Origin of the sequence: Oceanobacillus timonensis (assembly GCF_900166635.1) — a bacterium.
GTDB classification, from domain to species: Bacteria; Bacillota; Bacilli; order Bacillales; family Amphibacillaceae; genus Oceanobacillus; species Oceanobacillus timonensis.
This window is the reverse complement of record NZ_LT800497.1, coordinates 949,364-962,052: the sequence shown is the minus strand read 5'-3', so window position 1 is coordinate 962,052 and position 12,689 is coordinate 949,364. Positions and strand designations below refer to the sequence as shown.

The following is a 12,689-nucleotide window of genomic DNA, read 5'->3' as shown; positions in this document are numbered from 1 at the left end:
TTTTCTTTTGTATTTAAGCTAATTTTTTTATAGTTACTAGTGAAAGCAATCTTTATAAATCTGAATCAATTCATCCCGAGTTGCTTTGCGAGGATTAATATCTATTAACGGATTATCAATACATTCATCCACCATTTGGGTAACAGCTTTCTGATCCACTCCTACTTCGCCTAGTGTAAAAGGAAGCTGCACATCGATAATCAGCTTTTCAATTGCAGTGACCACTTTTTCTGCCGCTTCGTTCACCGAACAATTATCTGTATTCTCACCTAATAATTGCGCAACTATTGCATACTTCTTTAATTGTGCAGGAAGATTAAATTTTGTTACTCTCGGCAGTAAAATAGAATTGGCAACTCCATGCGCTACACCAAATTGGGCCCCTAGTGGATTGCATAAGGCATGGCATAATCCTAATTTGGCATTATTGAAAGCAATTCCTGCTATTAAACTGGCTTCCAACATCTTTTGACGAGCTTCTATATTATTTCCTTCAAAAACAGCTGTTCGCAGATTTTCTCCAATCAAACGAATCGCCTGGACTGCGAGTGTATCTGTTAAACCGTATGATTTTTTGGAAGTATATGCTTCTATCGCATGTGTCAGTGCATCAACACCTGTAGCAGCTGTAATATGCGGCGGTAGTGTTAAAGTCAATGCAGGGTCTAAAAGAGCCCATCTTGCTGCTACATGCTGTCCGCCTATGGAATATTTTAGAATTTGTTTCGTGTCGTTGATAACGGTTGTCGTCGTTACTTCACTGCCTGTGCCAGCTGTTGTAGGTACAGCAACAATTGGTGTAATGGGTGCTTTCACTTTATCAATGCCTTTAAAATCAATAATCTCCCCACCATTCGTTGCAAGAATTCCTACAGCTTTTGCTGTATCCATAGAACTGCCTCCACCTACAGCAATCAACACATCCGGTTTTACTTTCAAAAACAAACTAAAAGCTTTCTCAACTACTCTATCAGTCGGATTCGGTTCCACTTCATCAAATATCGTATACGTACATTTTTCTTCTAATAAATTGGTTAAAGAGGGTAGAATACCTGCTTGCACAATACCTTTATCTGTTAAAATCAATGCACTCTGAAAATTTTCCCGTTCTATAATTCCTTCTATTTCTTTTATCGAATCCTTTCCAAGAATAATCTCCGTTGGTGTTAAAAAACGGTGCAGCATTTATTTCACTCCTTCATACTTAAACATTTTGCTGTAAAGCCTCGATAGTCTTACTGACAGAGATCACATTCGGATCTGCGGACACCTCTACAAAAACGCTTTCATCTGATTTTATAGCATTTTGTAAAGCACGATGAAATTCTCGATTATTTCGTGCCTGATATGTTTCTATCCCAAAAGACTTAGCTAAATCCGTAAAATTCGGGTTGGTTAAATTTGTACCAATTTCTCTTTTTGGAAATGATTTTTCCTGATGCATCCGAATTGTTCCATACATATTGTTATTAACAACAATGATAATAACGGGAATGTTGTACTGGACACTTGTTGCCAACTCCTGAACGGTCATCATAAATCCGCCGTCACCAGCAATAGAAACTACCTTTCGATCTGGATAAGCCAGTTTTGCGGCAAGTGCGGCCGGCAAACTGTATCCCATTGCTCCGGAAGTTGGACCTAAATAGGTGTTGGGTTTTGTAAACTGATAATATTTATGAATCCATCCTGTATAATTACCGGCACAATTTACGATCATTGCTGATTCTGGCAGAAGCTCCTGAAGATCATAAATCATTCCTTCCTGGTCAACAAAATCTTCACGATATTGCTTTCTTGGCAAAGAAATCTCTTCATAAATCTTTCTGATACGCTGACAGTATGCTGCTCTATCTCTTAATTTCTTTGACGTTTCGTGACGATTGAGAAGAATCAATTCTTTCAGAGCCTGTTTCGCATCACTAACAATTCCAATTTCTGTTTCATATACCTTGCCTACTGCCTGATCATTGATGTCAATATGAATGAGTTTCGTATGTTCTTTGAGCAAAGTGTATTCTTGAGTGAACACTTGTGAAAATTTCATCCCGATAGCTAAAATAACATCTGCTTCCTGAATGGTTTCTATTATTTTCGGATGAGCACTTAAACCAACATGTCCGCCATAATTAGGATGGTCATTTGGAAATGCATCATGCCTTCTGAAACTGGTCATAACTGGAATAGAAGTCAATTCAGATAATTCAAGCAACTCTTTGTGTGCACGAGTACCTGTTACTCCTCCCCCTGCAATAATCAGAGGTTTTTCTGCATTTGCTAGCAGTTGATTCGCTTCCTTTAAAATTTCTTTATTTGGCGATGGTGGTGCCGGGAGCATAGATTTTTGAAATTTCATTTCTGAAGTGGCATACAACATATCAATGGGCAATCCAACCAATACAGGACCAGGGCGCCCTGATTTAGCTACTCGGAAAGCTCTATGTACCAATTCCGGAACACGCTTCACATCATTAATTTCTACTGACCATTTCGTAATATGACTATAAAATTCATTTAGTTTGATTTCTTGAAACCCTTCTCTTTCCCGCACATTTCCACGCAACTGCCCGACAAAAATGACCATTGGGGTCGAATCCTGATGGGCAGTATGGATTCCAACTGCAAGATTAGTTGATCCCACGCCCCTAGTTGCCATACAAACTCCAACTTTCCCCGTTGATTTTGCATACCCTTCCGCCATAAAAGCAGCTCCATTTTCGTGGCGTGTAGAAATCAGCTGTATATCTGAATAATCATAAATCGCATCCATTAGCGGCAAATAACTTTCCCCAGGAACACAAAATACTTTTTCTACTTCCTCTACCTTTAATACTTCTGCAATACCTTGCCCACCGTTTAAAACTTGGCTTCCTTTAACTGTAGTAATCATGAATAACCTCCTCTCAAATTTAAACGCTTACATTTTTATGTCTTTTATATTTAAATCAAATGGAGTACCTAATTCACTCAGTTCTTCATAAATCGCCTGAGTTAAAGGTATTCCCTTCTCATAACGATCTTCTCTCTTCATCTGTTCAATATCACCCGGCATAAAAACTTGCTCAAAACCTTCAGCAGATGCACTGTTTGTCGTTTGTTTAATACGATCATCCATTTTTTGTTTGAAAGTATCCATATCCATAAAACTCGCAATATCTAATACAATGAATAAATGGCCTAACTGCTGCGGTTCCGGGTCATCGTACATCCGGGGAACGTCTTTTCCAAACAACGCTCCTGTTAATACACCCGTCATAATATCAATCATCATCGCCAAACCAGATCCCTTTGGTCCTAATGGTAAAAGAAAACCCTTTAATGCCTCTGCAGCATCTGTTGTTTGTTCTCCATCTTTCGTGATAGCCCAACCTTCAGGAATATTCTGATTATTTTTCACTGCCAGATTGATTTTTCCTCTGGCAACATTACTTGTTGCCATATCCAAGATGGCTGGATGTTCATTCGTTGGCACAGCAATTGACAACGGATTTGTTCCGAGCGTAGGTTCTTTTGATCCCCAAGATACCATGAGCGAAGAAGCATTTGACATAGCTATTCCAATACAATTCTCTTCTGTCGCCATTCTCGTGAAATAAGATGTTGTTCCAAAATGATTAGAATTTCGAACTGCTACAATCGCACTGCCATTTTTTTTAGCTTTTTGAATGGCATTTTGCATTGCTATCTTACCAGCATACTGCCCCCACCCATTATTTGCATCATACAATGTAGTCGTTACGTTTTCCTTTACAATTTCAAGGTTTGTCCTATTTTCAATAATTCCGTTTTCTAACCGCTTTAAATAATCTGCTAACCTGGTAACACCATGCGATTCTACTCCAATTACATTAGCATCGACCAAGCTGTCAGCAATAATTTCTGCTTCTTCTTCCGGTATTTTATTTTTTTTCAATATTTCGCTACAGTACCATCTCAGCTTCTCTACTGAAACATGTATCGTCATTATTTACATCACCTCATGTCTAATATCTAATATATCAGTTGATGGTATTAAGTATAATCAATTATCTTATTAGTGTCAATATTTATTTTTTTATCTTTTTATTATTGTATAAAAGTATTTATTTAGTTCCTTATAAAATCCTTATGAACAGATACTTCTATATTTTTTCTTGCTAAAAAAGCATCAAAACCCGAACGGATATAAATGGTTCCATCCCCTCCATTCTTATATCTGTTCGGGTTTTATTATAAAAGCTCTTTTAATAAATAAACATTTAGTAAAAGTAACAATCAAACGACTCTATCTTCCTTTACGTGTCTATTATTGAATGAAAATCGAACCTTCTCATCCCGGTACAGGATAGCTGATCTTTTTCTCTTTTTTCGATTGATACCACTGATAACATAAAATAATAATGATTAAAATATCGACTGCATCTCCTCCGTAATACATCAGCATGCCTCCAGTTTCTGCCTCTGCTCTTGGAACTCCCTCTGGCGGATAAGCATAAATGACTTTAGAGAGAATTTTATGTCCTGCCAAAGCAGCTATTAATATCAATGAACGATAAAGGTAGCTGTACCGATGCGGAATGGGATCGATGTATATAAGTGTCGCAGCGAAAAAGTACCCCGCTAAAAAAACGTGTAAATGCACTAGCACATGCACCCACATCACACTTACCATCATACTATATAAATTTGTCGTATAAAGGAGCCAAAGGCCGCCTATGTTTAATATTGCCGGAACAATCGGATTGGAAAGGAAATGAAAGAGCCGGCTTCTTAAAACACCAGATACTTTTCGGGCATGAACTGCCGGCAAAGCCCGTAATATCAGGGTTATCGGCGAAGCAAGTACCATCATTAACGGACCAAGCATCCCTAAAAGTAAATGACCAAACATATGCATTGGAAAATAATGATGGGCAGCAGTCATAACAGGATCTACAACACTGATGATGCATAGAACACTACCTGCTATCCATAAGAACGTGCGGTATTTGGGCCAATTTCTGTGTTGCCTTTTGGACAAAAGGAGTGCTGTGCAATATAACAAGATGCCAATCAAAAAAGGTGCGCTTAATAAAAATGGCATAAGCAATCCACTTGAATGAACCCCATGCTGCATCTCCATATGATGAGTGCCTATCATCCGGGTTCACCCCTTCGCAGCTTCATATGTTTCTGCGTCTGATAAAGCACAATTCCTCCAACAATCACAATCACGGCAGCAATGATATTCCATGTTAAGTCATAAGGAAGAATATCCACGCCATAGCGGATTTGGTGAAGCTGTAATAATTTATGCTGAACAAGTCCGTCATACAGATTAAATAAACCGACACCCAGCAGCACACTTCCTAACCAGCGCTTCTTCCACCATGCTCCGCGACGTTTTAAATCTGCCAGCATAAAAAGAGCTGCGACTGTTGCAAACCAGCTGAATGCATGAAAGAGCCCATCTGAAATCAAACCAATCTCGCTAGTAGAACGATCATAAAAATGATGCCAGCCAAGCAACTGATGAAATACTACCTCATCGATAAAAGCAACCATTCCAAGTCCAAACAAAAACCCAGACAAAAAGTTTCGGCCAGAATAGGTAAAGTGCTCTTGCGTCAGTACTTTTCTCATTATAGAAACCTCCATTATCATGGTTGGGAAATTTTAATAATATTGTGCAACTGTACTTATGGGAGACTTTTCAATAATCCCATTTATGATCGGATATTGCCAATTATTCCCTAATGTTAAATAGGAAAATTAATTCTTCATTCGTTTCATTTTAATAGTCATTCCCATTTCGTATTTTTGGTAAACAGTTTTTTGGTATTGGAAGAATTAATAAGAATCTTGGTTATTTTTAAAGATAAGAATGTTATTGTTGAGAACTTTTTAGAATTTAAAGGATGTAATCACAATAGCAATCCCAATTGATTGGATAAATTTGTTATTATATATTTAGTACCTTGACAGGTCATAAGTGCCTTAATTGTTAGTATCTTTCTTACAATACAATCAAAATGTCCCTTTTTTCGTTGGTTTGTACAGCAATACGCCGCTCCAATTTCTCAAGAAAGAGGAATAAATAATACATAAGTCAATAGAAGATAACTTTAACTATGAAAATGGTGTCCATATGATAATTGAAATACAGAAACGACCTATTTTTAATATTTTTATAATGTTGTTGTTTTAACGTAAAATTGATATGCTGATATATATTGGCTTAACACGGAAGGTTGCGATATATCAAAGCTTTAAAAAGCTGACGGATAAGTATAACATTCACTCTAAAAGAGAGTATATTTTAAAATTGAATCAACTATTAGATAAAAGAAAATCCAAGCAGATATACATTTAGATATTACAAACCACTTCATTCCTTAAGTCGCAGCATCAAGATAGAAATATGGAATTAAACATATAAAATTCGAGAAGTTCTGATTTAGTAATACATATAAATGACTACAAATATTGACGGTGATATATGATGGAAAATGTTATAAATAAATTAAAGAACAATATTGTAAACCTCACGAACTCTGAAAGAAAAGTAGCTGACTACATTATTAAAAATTCATCAGAAGTTTCTTTTGATACAATCAACCAATTAGCCAAAAAGATTGGAACGAGTACAACTACAATAATGAGATTCACGAGTAAATTGGGATATGTGGGATATTCAGAATTTCAACATGATTTGCAAGACAATTTAAGAGACAAGGCATCTCCTCACGCCAGATTAGAATCTAATCTAAAAAATGTAGAAGAAGGAGAACTCTGGACACAAACAATTGATTATTATATTAATCAGTTAAGAACGCTTAGCAGCCAAGTAGATAAGGCCTTATTGGATGATATTGTTCAATTGATAACGCAATCCAGACATGTCTATTGTACCTGCGTGCGCAGCGGGCTTCCTGTCGGCCAGTTTTTAACTCAGAACGTAAATCGAATTAAGGGAAATTGCAGGCTTATGGTAGCAGATACGTCAGATTGGGTAGATGAAGTGGTTTCCATGGACGCAGATGATTTACTTATCGCCATAAGTTTTCCAAGATACGCAAAACGGATTAATGATTTTATAAAAACAGCTAAAGCAAGAGGTGTTAAAATAGTTACCATTACAGATAATTATTCTTCTCCAATTGTTGACTATGCTGATGTAGTCATAACATGTGATGCAAATAGTTTAGCATTTCATAATTCACCGATTGCAGCAGCTGTAGCTGTAGACTACATCATAAACGCATTAGCTATTCAAGCATCTAATAGAGATTCAGATCGCTTAGATAAAGTCGACGAAATTCTTAAAAGTATCCATTACCATGCTAAGGATTAGCAATTCATATTCTAAAGCTTTTCACACTATTTTTTATGTGGTGTGAAAAGCTTTTTTTATTTTTAAATTACTGAAAGGGTTTACACAAATAATCAGACATGCTATATTGTAATAAATATTACAATTCAAATTAAAAATGTAATAAATTTTACTAAGGAGTCGTGACTATGTCTAAACAGTATAATGAGAAAGAAACTATACTTACTAAATTGAAAAAATTAAGTTCTACATTACTTGCTGACAGCATGAATTACGAGAATGTAATGGATTATCATATCAAGCCTGTAAATTATAAAGAACCGCTGGCTGGTCAAGTAAGAACAGTTTACGTTTATCCAGGAGATAATTTATATTTACACTATGCAATTTATGAGTCTAATCCCGGCGATATACTGGTCGTGGATTGTAAGGGCTCTACTTATGCAGCATGTCTAGGTAATTTAATGGCTGCAGCCGCTGAAAAAATGGGGATAAAAGGAATAATTGTTGATGGACTAGTTAGAGATAAACAGGATTTATCGAATATGGATATACAAATATATTCTAAAGGATTTGTGCCGACTGGCCCGCGTAAAAATGGACCTGGATCCTTCGATGACACAATCAGCTGCGGGGGCATCCAAGTTCATTCAGGTGATTTTGTAATAGCTGATGAAGATGGTGTTGTCATTATTCCTCGCGAAAAAATAGAAGGATCCATAATATCAGCTGAAAAAAAGCTGGCGTATGAAAACAAACGATTACAAAAGATTATGGAGTTTAATTTAAACGATCAACATAACGATACTTCTGCGCTGGAGCCTTCTTGGTTAAGAGACGCAATAAAAAATAATAGTCAATAGAGATGGAGTGTTGGATTTGAATATAGGATTTATTGGATACGGTGAAGTCGGTCGTGAAATTACGAAAAGTATCAGTGAATATAACGTGGATACTATTTATGCTTTTGACCCTTTATTTCATGGATCAGAATCAAAGAATATTTCAGAAGTTACAACGTTAAGCTTTATTAATACGCCTAAAGAGTTAGTCAAGAAATCTATTGATATTTTATTTGTGGCAGTTCCAGCTAACAATGCAGTAGAAGTCTGGAATTCTATCATAGATTCTTTAGACTCATCTACTTTATATATTGACCTGACAACAGCGAGTGCCGAAGAAAAAAAGACGATAGCTGATAAGCTCGATAAAAAAGGATTAAATTTAATTGATGCAGCTATTATGGGCGCTTTAAAAGTATACGGACATAAAGTACCTATGTTAGTTAGCGGAGTAAATGGGCACGAATTTGTTAATTGGGGGAAAAAATTCGATATGAATTTAACCTGTATTAGCGAAAAAGTAGGAGATGCAACAAACTTTAAATTTATTCGCAGTATTTTTACGAAAGGTCTCTCCACATTATTGTATGAAGTAATGGAGACAGCTGAAAAACTGGAACTGGAAGACGAAATACTTGATTCCATTACTTCAACAATGGACAGAGACCCATTTGAAGAAATCGTAGATAGATATATAAAAAGTAATGTACCACATTCTAAACGAAGAGAAAAAGAAATGGAAAATGTAATAGAATTTATGAAGAGGAATGGCGTGGAACCTTATATGACAAATGGTACAAAATCGAAACTTGAATATATTACACAAGCAAAATTAGATGAAAAATTAAAGTTTGAAGAAGAATTAAATTGGAAGAAAGTTATCCATGCATTAAATAGTTAACCTTAATCGAAGGAGGTTTAAAATGGGGATATTAGCATTAGTGATATTTGTAGTCATACTTATATTATGGAGTGTTAAATTAAAGAGAAATTTAGGGGAAGCTGCTTTAATAGGGTTTTTGGCAATACTATTACTAGGCGGCACCGAAGCAGTTAATTTATTTGTACAGGGAATTACATTTGCGTCGACTTTTTCAGTATTATATGCTGCCATTGCATTTGTATTTATGGCCTACGTAATAGACAAATTAGGAATTGTAGATAAACTACTTGGTATATTGAATTCACTTGTAGGGAGACTACCAGGTGCGCCTGCCTTTATGGATGCTATTGGTTCATCAGTTCTAGGTACTCTGTCAGGAGGAAATTCAGGGAACACTGCTGCAACGGGATCAATTACTGGACCATGGATGATTAAAAACAAATGGAACAGAGAAATAGCGGCTGCAGTTATGGTTGGTAACGGTGGGATGGCTTCTGTCTTACCTCCTACTACATCGATGTTTATTGTTTTAGGTTTTGCTCCGGTTGCATCAGCTATTTCCGTTGGAGAATATTATATAGCACTCCTTATAGCAGGTGCATATCAATTTATTCATAGAAGTGTTATGATAGCATTCTTTGTCAAAAAACAAAATATAAAAGCTTTTCCTTCTGAAACACTGGAGCCTTTAAGTACTTCTTTAAAAAAAGGCTGGACTTCAATATTTATCTATCTAGGTGCGATTATTCCATTAATACTTACGATTGGTCCTTTAGCAAACAGCTTAATTAACAATCCTTCTATAGGAGAAGAGGCGATTGATAGTATTGATATTGTGGTTTGGATACCAACCTTAATGATTGCTATCGCTTTTTTATTAGGAAGGAAAGCGCTTCCGAATTCTAATAAAGAAATGATAGAATTTATACAAAAATCAATACCGCGCTTTACAGTAATTGGTGCGCTTATTTTCTTTGCCGTAGCAGCAAGTGAAGTTTTAACCGAACTCGGACTCTCGGAAAACATCGCCCAACTAATTAATACCTTAAATTCTCCAGCATGGTTAACATTATTACTATTAGGTATAGGTATTACGATTATAGCAGGACCTTTAACGTCGACAGGCACTTTGACAGCTGTAGGTTTAGTTTCATATGAGATATTAGTTGCAAGCGGATTTTCACCTTTAATTGCTGCAGTTGCAGTTATTACATTTGCTTCAACATCAGCGCAAATGCCGCCTGCTTCAGGATCAATCTACATTGCATCAGGTATAGTTGGTGCGAAACCTGAAAAAACATTTGGTATGTTAATTTTTTATTATGCTATTCCTGTCATCATAATAGGTTGGTTAATAGGAATGGGAATTCTACCAATTTGGGGAGGGTAAACATTGCAAAAATTACTAGAAAAAGCTTTTACAGTAAGTCTGATTCTATCCATTTTGACCGCTTTGATTATGGTTTTAATTCAATTGTTTGGAATAGTAATTGGTAACGGAGAGTTGATCATAAAAGCTAGCGATATATTGTTAAGAACAGCAATCATATTAGCTGCAGTATTTTCAGGTATTGCATTTATATTAGGATATTTTCCAAAGTATAAAGAAAAATCAGATGGATAGATGTTAATAAAAATGATTATGAAAATATTTGAGATAAAGAAAAGACAGGGTATCCTTAAAATCGTATAATTCACGAAGGCAGGATACCTTTCCTCCCTCGTCTTCCTTCTTCATTTCCATCGCTCTCCATCCCCCACTCACTCTAAAAACATGATAAAATAAGCAATAAACTTAAAAACCCAACACTCGACGGAGGGGAAACATCAATGAGCTTAGACTATACAAACTCTATCCCGCTTCACGTTCAGTTAAAACAAAAAATAGAGCAGAAGATATATGATGGACATTATATCGATAAGATCCCCAGTGAAAGAGAATTGATGGACGAATATTATGTCAGCAGAAGCACTGTAAGACAAGCAATCGAATATCTTGTCCGTGAAGGTATTTTGGTGCGAAAAGCAGGAAAAGGAACCTTTATTGCGATCAGAACAATTAATGATTGGCTTGGCAGCCTTCACAGCACATCAGAAAATATTGAGAAAATGGGGATGTCGCCAGGTGCAAAATTAATTACCTCTGAAGTGTTGGAGCTGTTTGGCAGATTAAAAGATATTACCGGCCTGGACAAAGCACATCACTTTAAACGAATCCGATATGCCAATGACATTCCCATGGGTGTGGAAAGACACTACTATCCAGTTGAATTAGGCAGAAAGCTGTCCCAATTTAATTTAGATCAAGAAGCTTTCTATGAACTGCTGGAACGTGAATTAGACGTAAAGACCTTTCAAGCAGAGCAGGAAATCAGAGCCGGCACGGCAACCAGACATGATTCCGAGTTGCTGCATATTACGGAAGGGGCAAGTATCATGATTGCAGAAAGAATCATTACAGATAGGAACGGAGACTTTGTCGAATTTGAGAGAGCGCATTACCGGGCGGATATGTATTCCTTTAAAATAACCTTGTCGAGACATAGCAGGTGAAAAGATAAAAAAGATAGATAGATGATTGTATGATGTTTTTTAACTGGTACGAACATTCTGACCTCCTTGAGTACATTGATATTATTCGCATACAATAAAGGTTATATCAATGTTGACATCTTTAGACAATTTTCTCATGGGAGGTCGCGAAACATGAGCTTTATGATTGCTTTTGGAATTGCTAGTATTCTACTTTGTATCGGTATGATTATCAGGTCAAAAGTGTCTTTTATAAAGAATATGTTAGTCCCTGCAAGTGTTATCGCAGGTATTTTAGGAATGATTATCATGAATACAAACCTTATTTCCGCCACGGACGCAGAAATGTTTACCATCATCGTGACACAGTTATTTACCATTACGTTCATTTCTATCGGTTTAACGAGTAACAGTAGTAAAGAAACCTCTGCAGGGAAACAGATTGTTAGAGGCAGTATAGGCCTTGGCCTGCTTTGGAATCTATTATATGCCCTGACACCTGTTGTCGGTGTTCTCGTAATACTGCTCATCGGCAGTTCTTTTGGGATGGATGCTTTATACGGCTTACTTATCCCGTTTGCTTTTACGCAAGGTCCTGGACAGGCTGCTACATTTGGCTCTATTTTTGAACAGCAGTATGGAATAGAGAATGCAGCCATGGTTGGCCTTACCTTTGCAGCTGTAGGGTTTATTGCATGCTTCTTAGTTGGTGTACCTATTGCGAAATATGGCTTAAAACGCGGGTTATCCAAGCAATTGGGCGAATCCAAGATAAAAGATTATGTAAAGCGTGGCTATTATACCAAAGACGAAAAAAGAGAGCCTATTGGCCACGAAACCGTCTTTAGCGGAAATATGGATACGATGACATTCCACTTTGCAATGATTGGCATTTGTTATGTGCTGGCGCTTGGAATGGCGCATGTCGTTTCTTATATTCCCGGGATCGGTGAAAGCCTCAGCGGGATGCTATTTATTCACGGAATGATAGCTGGTTATTTTGTCAAAATGATCTTGAACAGGCTCAAGCTTGCTCATTTACTGGATAATACGTTTCAAACAAAGATTACCGGATGGTCTACGGATTATCTTGTCGTTTGTTCATTTATGGCTGTGCAATTCAGTATCATCGGTTAATGGA

General features: G+C 36.6%; 12 protein-coding genes. 7 read left to right on the top strand and 5 right to left on the bottom strand.

Annotation, left to right across the window (positions count from 1 at the left end):
• Positions 1-36: 36 nt before the first annotated feature.
• The 5 genes from B7E05_RS04790 to B7E05_RS04770 all read right to left on the bottom strand — a co-directional run bounded on the left by B7E05_RS04790 (position 37) and on the right by B7E05_RS04770 (position 5,601).
• Positions 37-1,185 carry an iron-containing alcohol dehydrogenase gene (locus B7E05_RS04790; RefSeq protein ID WP_080872928.1) on the bottom strand — a complete coding sequence of 383 codons (1,149 nt, stop codon included), beginning with the start codon at positions 1,183-1,185 and terminating at the stop codon, positions 37-39.
• A gap of 19 nt (positions 1,186-1,204) precedes the next feature.
• Positions 1,205-2,890 (bottom strand): thiamine pyrophosphate-dependent enzyme, encoded by a 1,686-nt coding sequence (locus B7E05_RS04785; protein ID WP_080872926.1) that lies wholly within the window; start codon positions 2,888-2,890, stop codon positions 1,205-1,207.
• A 27-nt stretch (positions 2,891-2,917) separates the two neighbouring features.
• Positions 2,918-3,964 carry an Ldh family oxidoreductase gene (locus B7E05_RS04780; RefSeq protein WP_080872924.1) on the bottom strand — a complete coding sequence of 349 codons (1,047 nt, stop codon included), beginning with the start codon at positions 3,962-3,964 and terminating at the stop codon, positions 2,918-2,920.
• Between the two features lie 345 nt (positions 3,965-4,309).
• The gene (locus B7E05_RS04775) at positions 4,310-5,119 is read right to left on the bottom strand and encodes a cytochrome c oxidase assembly protein (RefSeq protein ID WP_245832966.1); all 810 of its coding nucleotides are present in this window, start codon (positions 5,117-5,119) and stop codon (positions 4,310-4,312) included.
• Complete coding sequence (locus B7E05_RS04770) at positions 5,116-5,601, bottom strand: DUF2243 domain-containing protein (RefSeq protein ID WP_143833171.1); 486 nt, start codon at positions 5,599-5,601, stop codon at positions 5,116-5,118. Before B7E05_RS04770 ends, B7E05_RS04775 begins: the two co-directional genes overlap by 4 nt.
• Positions 5,602-6,457: 856 nt before the next feature.
• Between B7E05_RS04770 and B7E05_RS04765 the strand changes: the two genes are divergently transcribed.
• The 7 genes from B7E05_RS04765 to B7E05_RS04735 all read left to right on the top strand — a co-directional run bounded on the left by B7E05_RS04765 (position 6,458) and on the right by B7E05_RS04735 (position 12,685).
• On the top strand, positions 6,458-7,312 hold the full coding sequence (locus B7E05_RS04765; protein WP_080872923.1) for an SIS domain-containing protein: 855 nt from the start codon (positions 6,458-6,460) through the stop codon (positions 7,310-7,312).
• Positions 7,313-7,479: 167 nt separating this feature from the next.
• Positions 7,480-8,154: an RraA family protein gene (locus B7E05_RS04760; RefSeq protein ID WP_080872921.1), complete on the top strand. Its 675-nt coding sequence runs from the start codon at positions 7,480-7,482 to the stop codon at positions 8,152-8,154.
• 16 nt (positions 8,155-8,170) lie between these two features.
• Positions 8,171-9,034 carry an NAD(P)-dependent oxidoreductase gene (locus tag B7E05_RS04755; protein WP_080872919.1) on the top strand — a complete coding sequence of 288 codons (864 nt, stop codon included), beginning with the start codon at positions 8,171-8,173 and terminating at the stop codon, positions 9,032-9,034.
• Positions 9,035-9,056: 22 nt separating this feature from the next.
• Positions 9,057-10,406, top strand: a complete 1,350-nt coding sequence (locus B7E05_RS04750) for a TRAP transporter large permease subunit (RefSeq protein ID WP_080872917.1) — start codon at positions 9,057-9,059, stop codon at positions 10,404-10,406.
• Positions 10,407-10,409: 3 nt separating this feature from the next.
• Positions 10,410-10,640, top strand: coding sequence for a hypothetical protein (locus B7E05_RS04745; protein WP_080872916.1), 231 nt, complete (start codon positions 10,410-10,412; stop codon positions 10,638-10,640).
• A gap of 206 nt (positions 10,641-10,846) precedes the next feature.
• Positions 10,847-11,569 (top strand): GntR family transcriptional regulator, encoded by a 723-nt coding sequence (locus B7E05_RS04740; RefSeq protein ID WP_080872914.1) that lies wholly within the window; start codon positions 10,847-10,849, stop codon positions 11,567-11,569.
• A gap of 153 nt (positions 11,570-11,722) precedes the next feature.
• Positions 11,723-12,685 carry a sodium/glutamate symporter gene (locus tag B7E05_RS04735; protein WP_245832963.1) on the top strand — a complete coding sequence of 321 codons (963 nt, stop codon included), beginning with the start codon at positions 11,723-11,725 and terminating at the stop codon, positions 12,683-12,685.
• Positions 12,686-12,689: the final 4 nt, after the last annotated feature.